We start from the raw sequence: 15249 nt of genomic DNA, 5'->3' as shown, positions 1-15249 counted from the left end.
CGGATCGCCTCTGTCGTCGTGGCGCTCCCATGAAGAACCTGGCCCATAGCGCATCCTTTGATTCGGACGAAAAGTATGCGCCATCAAAGCCTGGGATCAAACACCTAGGCAATCCGCGTCAGTTCAGCGGAATGTCGTTTTCGGCCTTGCGCGCCTGATAAGCGCCGGACAGTTCGTCGTAGCGGGCGGAAATATTGCCGATCCTTGCCTCAAGCCGGCCGCGCTCGGCCTCGGGCAGCGCCCGCACCAGCCTGCGAATGGAAAAACTCTTCCAATAAGCGTTCTCGGCATTGTAGCCGCCGGGATCAAGAGTGAAGACCTCTTTCAGGATTTTCAGATCGTGCGGGATCGCAAAGCTGTCGCGTGAATCCTCGTGGCTGAAGAGGTAGTAGAAATTGTCGAAGCCGGTCCAGGTGATCGCCGACAGGCAGAGCGAGCAGGGCTCATGCGTGGCGATGAAGATGGCGTCCTTGGTGTCGACGCGCTCGGCTTTCGGCATTTCATAGAAACGCTTCAGGCAGTGCACCTCGCCATGCCAGAGCGGATTTTCCATCTCGTTGTTGGTTTCGGCCAGCACCAGCGAGCGGTCGCCCTTCCGCAGGATGGCGGCGCCGAACAGCTTGTTCCCATGGGCCACGCCCTCTGCCGTTTTCGGCACGATGTCGTGCTCGATGACATCGAGCAGGCGGTCGATCAGCGATATGTCGGTCATTTCTCAGGTCTCGTTGGGGAGATGGATTTCGTAGGGGTGCGAGAAATGGAACTCTTCGAGGTTGGAGCCGTCACCGCCGCGGTCGACGATGACGAAATCCTGCGCTTCGCCGAGCGGCGTCAGCACGCCGTGCCAGAGATTGCGCGGATAGTTGACGCCTTGCCCGGGTGCGGTGATGAAGGCGTGCGGCTCGCCCGGACCGTCCTGGCCGTCATGGCAGACGACGACCAGGAAAGGCCGCGGCGACAGCGGGATGAACGCCTGGCTGCCCAAGGGATGGCGCTCGACCATGGTCAGCTTCAGCGGCAGGTCGTAAGGCGTGCCGCGCGCCATCGAGATCAGCACGCGGGCATTCGGTCCCGCGGCTTCAGCGGTGGCGAGATTGTGGTAGCGCTCGGTCTTGCCGCCATTGATCGGGTAGTGATTGCCGCCGCCCATGTCGATGACATCGCCGAAGCCGGCAAAGCTTTCGCGCGTCAGCGGCCGCGCTGTGATGCGGGTCACCGCGCGCGACCGCCAATGCCCGCCCCGCCGAGCTTGGCGTGCCGGTTGACGTCCTTGTAAAGGAGATAGCGGAATTTGCCTGGGCCGCCCGCGTAGCAGGCCTGCGGGCAGAAGGCGCGCAGCCACATGAAGTCGCCGGCCTCGACCTCGACCCAGTCCTGGTTGAGGCGGTAGACCGCCTTGCCTTCCAAGACATAGAGCCCGTGCTCCATGACATGCGTCTCGGCAAACGGGATGACGGCGCCAGGCTCGAGCGTAACGATGGTGACATGCATGTCGTGGCGCATGTCGGCTGGATCGACGAAACGCGTCGTCGCCCAGCGACCCTCGGTGCCGGGCATCGGCGTCGGCGCCATTTGCTGGTCACTGCTGAACAGGACTTCCGGCGCGTCGATGCCGTCGACGGCCTCATAGGCCTTCCTGATCCAGTGGAAGCGTACGGCGTCGCGACCTTCGTTGCGCACCGTCCAGCCGCTGTCCGGCGGCAGGAAGGCAAAACCGCCGGCTTGCAGCACGTGCTTCTTGCCGGCCAGCGAAACGGTCAACTCGCCCTCAACCACGAACAGCACGCCCTCGGCGCCGGCGTCCGGCTCGGGCCGGTCGCTGCCGCCGCCGGGCAGGACCTCGACGATGTACTGCGAAAATGTCTCGGCGAAACCCGAAAGCGGCCTGGCGATGATCCAGGCCCTGGTCTCGTCCCAGAACGGCAGGGGGCTGGTGACGATGTCCTGCATCACCCCCTTTGGTATGACCGCATAGGCCTCGGTGAAGACGGCGCGGCCGGTCAAAAGCTCATTTTGGCCGGGATGGCCGCCATGCGGCGCGTAATAGGTTTTCTGGTCAGTCTTGATCATATCCATTGGGTCCTGACCCCTCAGTCATTTCATTAGAGCGGGAGCATGTCTTTCAGGCGGAGCAGCGCAATGCGCTCGACCTGTTTGCAGGCGGTATCGAGTTCGATGCCGCGGCTGTTACCGATGCGCGCCTCGAACTCGGCGAGGATCTCCTCCTTGGTCTTGCCCCGCACCGCGATGATGAAGGGAAAGCCGAAGGTGGTGACGTAAGCGGCGTTGAGCTTGGAAAACAGCTCGCGCTCCTTGTCGGTCAGCGCGTCTAGGCCGGCGGAAGCCTGCTCGCGTGTGGATTCCGCCGTCAGCCGCCGCGCCTTGGCCAGTTTGCCAGCGAGATCGGGATGGGCGTTGAGGACGCCGATCCGCTCGGTTTCGCTGGCGGCGCGGAAGACGCGGCAGAGCGCATTGTGCAGGCCGCCGGCGCTGTCGTGCGCCGGCCCAAGCTCCAGCTCATAGGCACGTTCGGCGACCCAGGGCGAATGTTCGAACACGCCGCCGAAAGTGTCGACGAAGGTCTCGAACGCCATCTTCGACGGCTTGAGCGCCGCCGGCTGGTAGGGGTGGTTCTCCTGCCAGTGCCTGGCGATATCGACGCGCCGTGCCAGCCAGACCTTGTCGTGCGATCTGACATAGTCGACGAAGCGCTTCAGCGCCGCCACCCGCCCGGGACGTCCGACGAGGCGGCAATGCAGGCCGATATTCATCATCCGCGGCCGGCCCGCTTTGCCCTCGGCATAGAGCGTGTCGAAACTGTCCTTCAAATAGGCGAAGAACTGGTCGCCGGAATTGAATCCCTGCGGCGTGGCGAAACGCATGTCGTTGGCATCGAGCGTGTAGGGGATGACGAGTTGCGCGCCGCCGCTGTGCTCGAACCAGTAGGGCAGTTCGTCGTCATAAGTGTCCGACACATAGTCGAAGCCGCCCTCTTCGGCCACCAACCGCACCGTATTGACCGAGGTGCGGCCGGTGTACCAGCCGGTCGGCCGTTGGCCTGTCACCTCGTAGTGCAGCTTGATCGCCGCTTCGAGGTCGCGGCGCTCGTCCTCGGCGCTGTGGTCGCGGTAGTCGATCCATTTCAGCCCGTGCGAGGCCATTTCCCAGCCGGCCTCCTGCATCGCCGCCACCTGGTCGGGCGACCGGGCTAATGCTGAGGCGACCCCGTAACAGGTCACCGGCACTTGCGCCTCGCTGAACAGGCGCAGCAGCCGCCAGAAGCCTGCCCGCGCGCCATATTCGTAGATCGATTCCATGTTCCAGTGGCGCTGGCCGACCCAGGGCGCGGCGCCGACGATTTCCGACAGAAAGGCTTCCGAGGCCTTGTCGCCGTGCAGCACGCAGTTCTCGCCGCCTTCCTCGTAGTTGACGACGAATTGCACGGCTACATGCGCGCCATCAGGCCATTTTGGATCCGGCGGATTGGCTCCATAGCCGCGCATGTCTCTAGAGTAACGCATTGCCCCTCCCTGCCGGACGCTGCCGGAAGTTGTGATCAGGATAGTCGAAAGGGCTGCCTGCGCATTCCCCCGAAATTTTTGAAAGTGTTTTTGTGCCGCTCCGCTCGACCGGGACTTATGCATCGCCTTTAATTGGCGCACAATTCATTGCTTCGTTCGATTGTACCGGGCCAGTTCGTTCTGGAAATGGGAGGCGCCAGTGGCAGAAACGTCGAAAGCCGATGGCGGTCGCCTGACGACGCATGTGCTCGACACCGCGACCGGCAAGCCGGCGGCGGGCCTGTCGATCGCGCTTTATCACCTTGAGGGCAACGCACGGACACATCTGAAGACCGTTGTCACAAATGCCGACGGCCGCTGCGATGCGCCGTTGCTGGCAGGAGCGGAATTCCGCCTTGGCGAATACGAACTGGTCTTCGCCGCCGGCGATTATCTACGCGGCCAAGGGACAAAATTACCGGAACCGGCCTTCCTCGACAGCGTGCCGATCCGCTTCGGCATGGCAGAATCCGTGCATTATCACGTGCCATTGCTTATCTCTCCCTATGGCTACTCGACCTACAGGGGGAGCTGACGCATGGCCAAGATCACCATACGCAACGAGATCCGCATCATCCTCAATGGCAGGGATGTCGCGCTGTCGTCGGTGGCGCCCGATGCGACCTTGCTCGACTGGCTGCGGCTTGAGCGCTCGCTGCGCGGCACCAAGGAAGGCTGCGCCGAGGGCGATTGCGGCGCCTGCACGGTGCTGGTCGGCAAACTTGCGGCCACTGGGCTGGTCTATGAAAGCGTCAACGCCTGCATCCGTTTTCTTGGTTCGCTCGACGGCACTCATGTCGTCACGGTCGAACATCTTCGCGGCGTATCAGGCCATTTGCATCCGGTGCAGCAGGCGATGGTCGATTTCCACGGTTCGCAATGCGGCTTCTGCACGCCGGGCTTCGTCATGTCGCTCTACGGCCTGTGGATGAAGTCGCCGGACCCGTCGAATGCGGCGATCGAAAAGGCCCTGCAAGGCAATCTTTGCCGCTGCACTGGCTACGAGGCAATCATACGCGCCGCGCGCGCCATCTCCACCTACGGCAAGGCGGCTAAGGATCCGCTGGCGGCGGAGCGCAAGGCAATCACGGCAAGGCTCGAGACCATGCGTGACGGCGCCCGCGTCGAAATCGGCACCGGCAAGCAGCGGCTGATCGTGCCCGCCAACGCCGACGATTTCGCCGCCGTGCTGGACAAGGAGCCGAGCGCCACGGTCGTCGCCGGCTCGACCGATGTCGGCCTGTGGGTCACCAAGCATATGCGCGATATTTCACCGGTGGTTTTCATCGGCAATCTCGACGGGCTGTGCGCGATTTCCGAAGACAATGACGTCATCACCATCGGCGCCGGCGTCACCTACACCGACGCCTTCGCGACACTGGCCAAGCGCATCCCGGCACTCGGGCCGTTGTTCGATCGCATCGGCGGCGAGCAGGTACGAAATATGGGCACCATCGGCGGCAACATCGCCAATGGTTCGCCGATCGGCGACACGCCGCCGCCTCTGATCGCGCTCGGCGCGCAGCTGACGCTGCGCCGCGGCAAGAAGCGGCGCACCATCGCGCTCGAGGAATTCTTCATCGCCTATGGCAAGCAGGACCGGCAGCCAGGCGAATTCGTCGAGGCCGTGCACGTTCCCGTGCCGGCCAAGGGCACGAAGTTTGCCGTCTACAAGATCACCAAGCGCCGCGACGAGGACATCACCGCAGCCCTTGGCGCCTTTTTCCTCGACTTGGCCAAGGACGGAACCGTGGCCGATATATGCATCGCCTATGGCGGCATGGCGGCCACCCCGAAGCGGGCTTTCGGTGTCGAAAAAGCGCTGCTCGGCAAGCCGTGGACGGAGACAACGGTGGAAGCGGCCATGGCTGAATATGCCGGCGATTTCACCCCGCTGACCGATATGCGGGCATCGGCCGAGTACCGGGCGCTGGCGGCCAGGAACCTGCTGCTGCGCTTTTTTGCCGAAACCAGCGGCAGCAAGGCGCCGTTCCAGGTGTCACGCAACGAGGCGGCCTGATGAACAAGCACGCCTCTCCAGATCTCAAGGCGCAGAAGATTTCCGGTGGCGTCGCCGCCGACCAGCGCCACGATTCCGCGCACAAGCATGTCAGCGGCAGCGCGGTCTATATCGACGATATGCCGGAACCGGCGGGCATGCTGCATGGCTGCCTCGGCCTGTCCACGGCGACGCATGCGACGATCAGCAAAATGGATCTGTCGGCGGTGCGCGCGGCGCCGGGCGTCGTCGATGTGCTGACGGCCAAGGACGTTCCGGGCGAAAATGACATTTCGCCGACCGGTCGACACGACGAGCCGGTGCTGGCCGACGACAAGGTGCAGTTTTATGGTCAGCCGATCTTCTGCGTTATTGCCAAGACGCGCGAACAGGCGCGCCGCGCCACCCGGCTGGCCAAGGTCGAATACAGTCCATTGCCTTTCGTCACCGACATTGGCGATCTCGACCCCCGCAAGGACAAGCTGGTCACGCCGCCGCTCACGCTGAAGCGTGGCGATGCCGCTGCCGCGATCAAGGCGGCGCCCCGCCGGCTGAAGGGCAAGATGCGCATCGGCGGCCAAGAGCATTTCTATCTCGAAGGCCATATCGCAGTGGCCATTCCTGGCGAGGACCAGGACGTCACCATCTATTCCTCGACCCAGCATCCGAGCGAAGTCCAGCATATGGTCAGCCATGCGCTGGGCGTGCCGAGCAACGCCATCACAGTGGAAATCCGCCGCATGGGTGGCGGCTTCGGCGGGAAGGAGACGCAAGGCAACCAGTTTGCGGCATTGGCTGCGATCGCCGCCAAGAAACACCATCGCGCGGTCAAGATCCGGCCCGACCGTGACGACGACATGATTGCCACCGGCAAGCGCCATGACTTCCTCGTCGACTACGAAGTAGGTTTCGACGACGCCGGCAACATTCTTGGCGTCGACTTCATGTTCGCGGCGCGTTGCGGCTTTTCCTCGGACCTGTCCGGCCCGGTCACCGACCGCGCGCTGTTCCATTGCGACAACACCTATTTCTGGCCGGCGGTGCATGCGCAATCGGCGCCGCTTTACACCAACACCGTGTCGAACACGGCGTTTCGCGGCTTCGGCGGCCCGCAGGGCATGGTCGGCGCCGAACGCGTCATCGACGAGGTTGCCTTTGCCGTCGGCAAGGACCCGCTCGAAATCCGCAAGCAGAATTTTTATGGCACCAGTGGTGATAAAGACGGGGGCCGCAACGTCACCCCTTATCACCAGACGGTCGAGGACAACATCATCCACCGCATCGTCGCCGAGCTGGAGGCGAGCGCCGACTATGCGGGGCGCCGCCGCATCATCCAGGCCTTCAACGCCAACAGCCGCTTCATCAAGCGCGGCCTGGCGCTGACGCCGGTCAAATTCGGCATCTCTTTCACAGCCACCCACTACAACCAGGCCGGCGCGCTGGTGCATGTCTACACCGATGGTTCGGTGCATCTGAATCACGGCGGCACCGAGATGGGGCAAGGCCTCTACGTCAAGGTGGCGCAGGTGGTGGCGGAAGAGTTCCAGATCGACCTCGACCAGGTCAAGATCACCGCGACGACCACCGGCAAGGTGCCCAACACTTCGGCCACCGCGGCGTCGTCCGGCACCGACCTCAACGGCATGGCGGCGCAGAACGGCGCCCGCCAGATCAAGGAACGGCTGACCGACTTCGCCGCCGAAAAATACCAGGTGCCGCGCGAGCAGGTGCTTTTCCTGCCCAACCGGGTGCGCATCGGCAACCAGGAGATCGCCTTCACCGACCTTGTCAAGCAGGCCTATATGGCCCGCATCCAACTGTCGGCGGCGGGTTTTTACAAGACGCCGAAAATCCACTGGAACCGTGACAAGGGCGAGGGCCGTCCGTTCTATTATTTCGCCTATGGCGCCTCGTGCTCGGAAGTCTCGGTCGACACGCTGACCGGCGAATATGTCGTCGAGCGCACCGACATATTGCATGAAACCGGCCGCTCGCTGAACCGCGCCATCGATCTCGGCCAGATCGAGGGCGGCTTCATCCAGGGCATGGGCTGGCTGACGACGGAGGAGCTGTGGTGGGACGACAAGGGCCGGCTGCGCACGCATGCGCCGTCGACCTATAAGATCCCGCTCGCGTCCGACCGGCCGAAGATATTCAACGTCACGCTGGCCGACTGGCCGGAGGCCAACGAGCCGACGGTGCACCGTTCCAAGGCGGTCGGCGAACCGCCCTTCCCGCTCGGCATGTCTGTGCTGCATGCGCTGTCGGACGCGGTGGCAAGTGTGGCCGATCATAAGGTCTGTCCGCGTCTCGACGCTCCTGCAACACCAGAACGGGTGCTGATGGCGATCGAACGGCTGAAGGGTGAAGCCAAGAATAGCGCCTGACTCTGACCTGGATTCTGGCAAAACGTGCAATTCAGACTGAAAAACCCTATATTTCCCGTACGGGAATGCGAAATATGAAGTCGAAAGTGCAAAGCCTCAGAGCTTTTCTCGCCAGCGCCGGCCGGCTTGCTCTGGTCGAAGTGGCCGGCACCAAAGGCTCGACTCCGCGCGAGAAGGGCGCCTTCATGCTCGTATCGCAGGCGGCGATTTTTGGCACGATCGGCGGCGGTCAGCTCGAGTACATGGCGATCGACAAGGCGAGGCAGATGGTGGGGTCTTCACCCTCCCCCTTGTGGGGAGGGTCGGGGGGGGGGCCCGCCCCCGCGGGGGGGGGGGGGGGGGGCGGCCCCCCCCGCCCCCGCCGGGGGGGGGGGGGGCGGGGCACCATGGTGCAACGCCACCCGTTTGCGCGCCCCCCGCCACGGGGCGTCCGCTCACCGACCCTCCCCACAAGGGGGAGGGTAAAGAAGCCCGCATCGCGGTCGATGAAGTCCGCGCCACGCTTGACGTGCCGCTAGGTCCCGAGATCGGCCAGTGCTGCGGCGGGCGCGTCGAAGTCTTGATCCGTATCGTCGATGCCGCGCTTGCTGCCGAGCTGATCGCGGCCGCAGAAGCCGAGGAAGCCCACCTGCCGCATGTCTATATCTTCGGCGGCGGCCATGTCGGCCAGGCGCTGGCCTCGACCGTTGCACTTCTTCCCGTGCGTGGTGTCGTCATCGAGACGCGGGCCGAAGCGCTGGAAGGCATGTCGGAAACCGTCGAGACGCTGCTGACGCCGATGCCCGAGGCCGAGGTGCGAAACGCCCCCGCCGGCACCGCCTTCGCCATCCTCACCCACGACCATGCGCTGGATTTCCTCATCGTCGCCGAGGCGCTGAAGCGCGACGACGCGGCCTATGTCGGCATGATCGGCTCGAAAACCAAGAGAGCGACGTTCAGGAACTGGTTCCTGAAATCGGCGGATGGCACGGAGGCTGAGTTGGCCCGCCTCGTCTCCCCGATCGGCGGCGACGCCGTCAGGGACAAGCGCCCGCCGGTGATCGCGGCGCTCGCGGCAGCCGAGATCATGACGGCACTGGTCGTTCACAACACCGCGCCGAATGCCGACCATCAAGTCCAGCATAAGATGATGGCCGGCTAAGCTTCGGCGCGGCTAAGCAGGCCGCTTCAGGCCGAGATGATCTCGCAAGGTGCTGCCTTCGTATTCCCGACGGAACAGTCGGCGCCGCTGCAGTTCCGGCACCACCAGCGTGGCAAAGGCATCGAGCTCGCCGGGGAAGTATGACGGCATGACGTTGAAGCCGTCCGCGCCGCCGCCCTCGAACCGCGCCTGCAATTCGTCAGCGATCTGCGCCGGCGTGCCGACGATACGCCAATGGCCACGTGCGCCGGCGAAATGGCGCGCAAGCTGGCGGATCGACAGGCCGTCGCGGCGCGATTGTTCGATGACCAGCGCCTGGCGGCTTTTCATTCCCTCGGTCTCCGGCAGCTCGGGCATCGGTCCGTCGATCGGATAGCTCCCGAGATCGGAGATGCTGAGATAGCTGGACAGTAGCGCCACGCCGACATCGTCGGGGATCAGCGCCTGGAATTCCTCCTGTTTCTCCCGCGCTTCGGCCTCGGTATCTGCCACCACCGGGGAGACGCCGGGCATGATCTTGATGTCGTCGGGTTCCCGCCCATAGGCAGCCATACGGCCCTTGAGGTTGTCGTAAAAGCCCTTGGCTTCCTCGAGGGTCTGCGCCGCCGTGAACACGACGTCGGCGGTGCGGGCGGCAAGGTCGCGGCCGACATCCGAGGCGCCGGCCTGCACCATCACCGGCGCGCCCTGCGGCGAGCGCGGCAGGTCGAGCGGGTCGCGCACCGAAAAGCTCTGGCCGTTGTGACCGTGAAAGCCACTGCCTTGCCAAAGTCCTGATACCACCTCGGCGAATTCGCGCGCCCGCTCGTAGCGGTCGGCATGCGGTTTCAGGCCCGTCGCGCCGAAATTGGCGGCTTCGATGGGGCTGGCCGACGTCACCAGGTTCCAGCCAGTCCGGCCACCACTCAGATGATCGAGCGACAGAAAGGTGCGCGCCAGGCCGTAGGGCTCGTTGTAGCTGGTCGACGCCGTCGAAACGAGGCCGATGCGGCTGGTCTGCACGGCGAGCGCGGACAGCAGGCTGATCGGCTCGAAGCCGATCGAGCGTGAGGTCTGGCTGGCGATGCCGACATTGGCTTCGCGCAGACCGGCGGCGTCCTCGCAGAACACCATGTCGAACTTCGCCGCTTCCGCCGTGCGCGCCAGCTGGATGTAATGATCGATGTCGATGCCTGCCGTGACATGCGCCTTGGGGTGACGCCAGGCGGCGATGTGGTGGCCCGTCGCCCACAGGAAGGCGCCAAGCTTCATCTGGCGGGTCATTGCGCTCCTCCGGCAAGTCTGAGATGAGAGCGCAAGGTGGTGCCGGGATAATCCGGGCGGACGAGGCCGCGGCGCTGCAATTCCGGCAGCACGCGGCCGATGAAACCGTCAATCGCCGCAGGCGGTATTGCGATGTTGAACCCGTCGCAGCTTTGCGAGCTGAACCATGTTTCGAGCGCGTTGGCAGCGACATCTGCGCCAACGTTCAGCAGCAGCTTGACCGCACCCGGATCGCGTCCGCAGGCCACAACGCGGCGCTTGAGATCGTCATGGCGCGCCTTGGGGTCCTTTGTGGGTCTGTCCAGCAGGACGACATCGGCAGTGCGGGCGGCCATATCCAGGTCGGCCTCGGACAGGCCGGACAGCACCAGCACCGGCGTATCCTGCGGCGAGCGCGCGACGTTCAGCGGCCCGCGCACGGAGAAAAATTCGCCCTTGTGGTCGAGCAGGTGCATTTTTTCGGGATCGTGGAAGCGGCCGCCGATCTTGTCGAACAGCAGCGCGTCGGCATCCCAGCCCTGCCACAGGCGCTGAACGATGCCGATGTATTCCTGCGTGCGGCGGCGGAACACATCGTCGGAAAATCCATCCGGCCGGCTGAAATTGGCGGCTTCCCGTGGCGCCTGCGCCATGGTCGCGTGCCAGCCGGCGCGGCCATGGCTGATGATGTCGAGCGAAGCAAAACGGCGCGCCAGATTGTACGGCTGGTGAGCCACCGTCGAGGCTGCAGCGACAAGGCCGATCCGACTTGTCACCGTCGCCAGCGCCGCCAGCAAGGTCGTCGCTTCGAAAGAACTCGACCCGGCGCTGTTCGGCGCGGAATCATCGAGGACAATCATGTCCAGCCCCGCCGCTTCCGCTTGCTTGGCAAAGCCGGCCAGGTCGCTAAACCCGAGCGGCTGCCCGGAAGTAATGTTGAGCGAAACGGCAAGATGCATTGTGGCTTGCTGGTCAGTCGGCATGGGACCATCGATCATAGGGCGGCGTATGCGAACCTAAGGTCACCTGCTTGTAAGACAACCCTGGCGACTGGGCCAACAGCCCCTCACTTGCCGGCCAGCAAATCCTTGATCAGCCGCTGGCAACGCTCGGCCATGAAGTCGAGCAACAGCCGCACCTTTGGATCCTGCAGCTTCTTGTGCGGATAGACGGCGGCGAACTGCACCGGCGTTGGCGGCGTGCTGGCCAGGATGACCTGCAGCCGCCGGTCGCGGATGAAGGGTTCGACCTCGAAGCGCGGCTTGTTGATGATGCCGCGGCCCGACAGCGCCCAGCCGGTCAGCACATCGCCATCGTCGGTGTCGTAGGGGCCGTGCACCTCGAATTTCTGCGGGCCGGACGGCGTCTGCAGCGTCCAGACATATTCGCGCGCCCCGGAATAGCGCAGCATCAGGCAGTCGTGCTTCTTGCCGATCAGCTCCTGTGGCTCCACCGGCTCGCCGCGCGCTTCGAGATATTTCGGTGCCGCCACCAGCACGCGTTCACATTCCATGATGCCGCGCATCCGCAGGCTGGAATCCTCGATGATGCCGAGCTTGAAGGCGACGTCGATGCCTTCCTTCATGATGTCGATATTGTGGTCGGAGAGCCTCAGCCGCACCTCGATATCGGGGTATTTGTCGTGGAAATCCGGAATGCCCGACGCCACCAGCCGCCGTCCGAGGCCGAGCGGTGCGGTCACCTTGATGGTGCCGCGCGGTTGGCCGGAAAGCGCCGAAACCGCGGCTTCCGCCTCGGTGATCGCCTCCAGCACCTGCTTGGCGCCGGAGTAGAACACCGTGCCATGCTCCGTCGGCATCAATTGCCGTGTCGTGCGGTTGAACAGCCGCACGCCGAGGTGTTTTTCCAGCTCCTTGATGCGGTTGGAGGCGACCGCCGGCGAAATGCGCATGTCGCGGCCTGCCGCCGAGAGATTACCAAGCTCGACGACGCGGACGAAGACGGCGATGTTGTCGAGATAGGCCATTCGTGGCTCTTTATGTGGCGGCGTACGTGGTCAGCCTAGTATTTTCCATTTTTTTTTGAAAGTCATCGTACACCTCGCCTCTTTTCGTTTGCGCCCCACACCGTAAAGTCAGCCGATCGGCAGGGACGATTTCACATGATGGATTTCGCGATTTTCTGGGACTGGCTGAGTTTCGCCGTGCGCTGGCTGCACGTCGTCACCGGCATCGCCTGGATCGGCTCGTCCTTCTATTTCGTCGCGCTCGACCTTGGCCTGCGCCAGCGCCCCGGCATGCCGGTCGGCGCATTCGGCGAGGAATGGCAGGTGCATGGCGGCGGCTTCTACCACGTCCAGAAATATCTGGTGGCGCCGGCCGAAATGCCGGAACACCTGACCTGGTTCAAGTGGGAATCCTACGCCACCTGGCTGTCCGGCTTCGCCATGCTGTGCGTGGTCTACTATGCCAGCGCCGACCTGTTCCTGATCGACCCCAATGTTCTGTCCATGTCGGTTCCCGTGGGCATCCTGCTGTCGATGGCGACGATCGGCGTCGGCTGGGTTGTCTACGATCTGCTCTGCCGGTCGCCGCTCGGCAAAAGTGACACCGGACTGATGCTGGTGCTCTATGGCGTTCTGGTGTTCATCGCCTGGGGTCTGACGCATCTGTTCACCGGCCGCGCCGCTTTCCTGCATCTCGGCGCCATCACCGCCACTATCATGTCGGCCAATGTCTTCATGGTGATTATTCCAAACCAGAAGATCGTCGTCGCCGACCTGATTGCCGGCCGAAAGCCCGACCCGAAATACGGCAAGATCGCCAAGCAGCGCTCGCTGCACAACAACTACCTGACGCTGCCCGTGCTGTTCCTGATGCTGTCGAACCACTATCCGCTGGCGTTTGCGACGGAGTTCAACTGGGTCATCGCCTCGCTGGTGTTCATCATCGGCGTCTTGATCCGGCACTATTTCAACACCGTGCATAAGCGTGCCGGCAACCCCCACTGGACCTGGATGGCGGCTGCGGTGCTATTCGTCATCATCATGTGGCTGTCGACAGCGCCGAAAATACTGACCGGCGAGCCCAAGGCATCCGCCGCGGCCGAAGTCTATATCGCCTCGTCGCATTTCCCGGCGGTGCGCGACACCGTGCTTGGCCGCTGCTCGATGTGCCATACGGCCGAGCCGGTCTATGAAGGCATCTACCATGCGCCGAAGGGCGTGATGCTCGACACCGACGCCGGCATTGCCGAGCATGCGCGTGAAATCTATTTGCAGGCCGGGCGCAGCCACGCCATGCCGCCCGCCAACGTCACCCAGATCAGCGACAAGGAACGGGCGCTGCTGGTCGCCTGGTTCGAAGGCGCAGGGAAATAGGGATGACCTCCACACTTCTGCGCGGCCGCACGCTAAGCTTCTTGCGCTGGCCCGAAGCCATCGACGACCATGCCGCCTGGCGCTATGAGGAGGATGGCGGCCTGCTGATCCGCGACGGCCGGATCGTTGCCGCAGGCAGCTACACGGAAGTCGAAAAGCAAGCGGGCGACGGTGCGAAAAGGATCGATCATCGGCCGCATCTGCTGCTGCCCGGCTTCATCGATGCGCATGCGCATTTCCCGCAGATGCAGGTCATTGCCTCCTACGGCGCCGAACTGCTCGACTGGCTGAACACCTACACCTTTCCCGAAGAGACCAAATTCGCCAACGCCCAGCATGGCCGCCGCATCGCCCGGCTGTTCCTGGACGAGATGGTGCGCCACGGCACGACGACGGTCGCCGCCTACTGCTCGGTGCACAAGGCGTCTGCCGAAGCGTTCTTTGCCGAATCGCATGCGCGCGGCATGCTCAACATTGCCGGCAAGGTGATGATGGATCGAAACGCGCCGGCAGGCGTGCTCGACACGCCGCAATCCGGCTATGACGATACGAAGGCACTGATTGCGGAATGGCACGGCAAGGGCCGCCAGCTTTATGCGATCACGCCGCGCTTCGCCATCACCTCTTCGCCCGAACAGTTGGAGATGTCGGGCGCGCTCTGCCGCGAGCATCCCGATCTGCATATGCAGACGCATCTGTCGGAAAACCACGCCGAAATCGCCTTCACGCAAAAACTCTATCCGCAGGCGCGCGACTACACCGATGTCTACGAGCAGTATGGCCTGCTGGGGCCAAAGAGCCTGTTCGGCCACTGCATCCATCTCTTGGAACGCGAGGCCGATGCGCTGTCGGACAGCGGCTCGGTGGCGGTGTTCTGCCCGACCTCGAACCTGTTCCTCGGCTCCGGCCTGTTCGATTACCAGCGCTTTCGGCGCCGCGACAAGCCGCTGCGCATCGCCGCGGCCAGCGATGTCGGCGGCGGCACCAACTATTCGATGCTGCGCACCATGGACGAGGGCTACAAGGTGATCGCGCTGACTGGCGAAAAGCTGAACCCGTTCCAGTCCTTCTGGCAATTAACACGTGGCAATGCCGAGGCGCTGTCTATGGCGGACAAGGTCGGCACGCTGGATGAAGGCACCGATGCCGACATCACCGTGCTCGACGCCCGCGCCACGCCGGCGATGCGGCTGAGGATGGCGACTGTGGAGACGCTGGCGGAGGAGCTGTTCCTGCTGCAGACTCTGGGCGACGACCGTGCCGTGCGCGAGGTCTATGTCGCGGGGCGGCCGGCCAAGAGTGATATGATCGCGGGTTAGGACTCATCATCCGCGCGGGACAAGATGATGATTGCGCCTGGTTGCCAAGAGGTTCCCCCACTCCGTCGCCGCTTCGCGGCGCCACCTATCCCCCTCCGGAGGGAGAGGAAGGGAGCCTTTGCTTCGGAGGACGGGCGCCGGTTCGGACAGCTTTGCGCCTGTCCAGCCGATAGATGGGTAACACTTTGAACCGGATACATAGGTGACACTTCTCTCCCCCTATGCGTCCGCCGCAGCGCCAAGCGGATTGGTTGGCGCGGC

Annotated in this window: 12 protein-coding genes and 1 pseudogene; 6 read left to right on the top strand and 7 right to left on the bottom strand. The window is 63.8% G+C overall.

The window, feature by feature from the left end:
- Positions 1-118: 118 nt before the first annotated feature.
- From NKI64_RS31745 to puuE, 4 genes are read right to left on the bottom strand one after another with little or no spacing between them, the layout of a single operon-like run.
- A complete protein-coding gene (locus NKI64_RS31745; RefSeq protein ID WP_023683488.1) occupies positions 119-712 on the bottom strand; it encodes a nucleoside deaminase in 594 nt (197 codons plus the stop codon).
- 3 nt (positions 713-715) lie between these two features.
- Positions 716-1216, bottom strand: a complete 501-nt coding sequence (locus NKI64_RS31740; RefSeq protein ID WP_352513781.1) for an ureidoglycolate lyase — start codon at positions 1214-1216, stop codon at positions 716-718.
- Complete coding sequence (locus tag NKI64_RS31735) at positions 1213-2070, bottom strand: bifunctional allantoicase/(S)-ureidoglycine aminohydrolase (protein WP_460221618.1); 858 nt, start codon at positions 2068-2070, stop codon at positions 1213-1215. The genes NKI64_RS31740 and NKI64_RS31735 overlap by 4 nt, the downstream gene beginning before the upstream one ends.
- A 32-nt stretch (positions 2071-2102) precedes the next feature.
- The gene (gene puuE / locus NKI64_RS31730; protein ID WP_352513782.1) at positions 2103-3521 is read right to left on the bottom strand and encodes an allantoinase PuuE; all 1419 of its coding nucleotides are present in this window, start codon (positions 3519-3521) and stop codon (positions 2103-2105) included.
- 199 nt (positions 3522-3720) lie between these two features.
- On the opposite strand from puuE, the gene uraH reads away from it, so the two are divergent.
- From uraH to xdhC, 4 genes and pseudogenes are all read left to right on the top strand, one after another.
- Positions 3721-4095 carry a hydroxyisourate hydrolase gene (uraH, locus tag NKI64_RS31725; protein WP_352513783.1) on the top strand — a complete coding sequence of 125 codons (375 nt, stop codon included), beginning with the start codon at positions 3721-3723 and terminating at the stop codon, positions 4093-4095.
- A 3-nt stretch (positions 4096-4098) separates the two neighbouring features.
- Positions 4099-5580: a xanthine dehydrogenase small subunit gene (gene xdhA / locus NKI64_RS31720; protein ID WP_352672026.1), complete on the top strand. Its 1482-nt coding sequence runs from the start codon at positions 4099-4101 to the stop codon at positions 5578-5580.
- Positions 5580-7946 (top strand): xanthine dehydrogenase molybdopterin binding subunit, encoded by a 2367-nt coding sequence (xdhB, locus tag NKI64_RS31715; protein ID WP_023671377.1) that lies wholly within the window; start codon positions 5580-5582, stop codon positions 7944-7946. The genes xdhA and xdhB overlap by 1 nt, the downstream gene beginning before the upstream one ends.
- Before the next feature lie 74 nt (positions 7947-8020).
- Positions 8021-9087 (top strand): annotated as a pseudogene (xdhC, locus tag NKI64_RS31710) (xanthine dehydrogenase accessory protein XdhC).
- 12 nt (positions 9088-9099) lie between these two features.
- On the opposite strand, the gene NKI64_RS31705 reads toward xdhC, so the two are convergent.
- The 3 genes from NKI64_RS31705 to NKI64_RS31695 all read right to left on the bottom strand — a co-directional run bounded on the left by NKI64_RS31705 (position 9100) and on the right by NKI64_RS31695 (position 12316).
- Positions 9100-10350, bottom strand: coding sequence for an LLM class flavin-dependent oxidoreductase (locus NKI64_RS31705; RefSeq protein WP_352672024.1), 1251 nt, complete (start codon positions 10348-10350; stop codon positions 9100-9102).
- A complete protein-coding gene (locus NKI64_RS31700; RefSeq protein ID WP_023671374.1) occupies positions 10347-11288 on the bottom strand; it encodes an LLM class flavin-dependent oxidoreductase in 942 nt (313 codons plus the stop codon). The genes NKI64_RS31705 and NKI64_RS31700 overlap by 4 nt, the downstream gene beginning before the upstream one ends.
- Before the next feature lie 107 nt (positions 11289-11395).
- Positions 11396-12316 carry a LysR family transcriptional regulator gene (locus NKI64_RS31695; RefSeq protein ID WP_023671373.1) on the bottom strand — a complete coding sequence of 307 codons (921 nt, stop codon included), beginning with the start codon at positions 12314-12316 and terminating at the stop codon, positions 11396-11398.
- 135 nt (positions 12317-12451) lie between these two features.
- Between NKI64_RS31695 and NKI64_RS31690 the strand changes: the two genes are divergently transcribed.
- Positions 12452-13669 (top strand): urate hydroxylase PuuD, encoded by a 1218-nt coding sequence (locus tag NKI64_RS31690; RefSeq protein WP_023806215.1) that lies wholly within the window; start codon positions 12452-12454, stop codon positions 13667-13669.
- Between the two features lie 2 nt (positions 13670-13671).
- Positions 13672-14988: a guanine deaminase gene (guaD, locus tag NKI64_RS31685; RefSeq protein ID WP_023694726.1), complete on the top strand. Its 1317-nt coding sequence runs from the start codon at positions 13672-13674 to the stop codon at positions 14986-14988.
- The last annotated feature ends 261 nt before the right edge of the window (positions 14989-15249 follow it).

This window comes from Mesorhizobium sp. M0478, from assembly GCF_040321305.1.
Lineage (GTDB): Bacteria > Pseudomonadota > Alphaproteobacteria > Rhizobiales > Rhizobiaceae > Mesorhizobium.
This window is presented reverse-complemented; position numbering and strand designations above follow the sequence as displayed.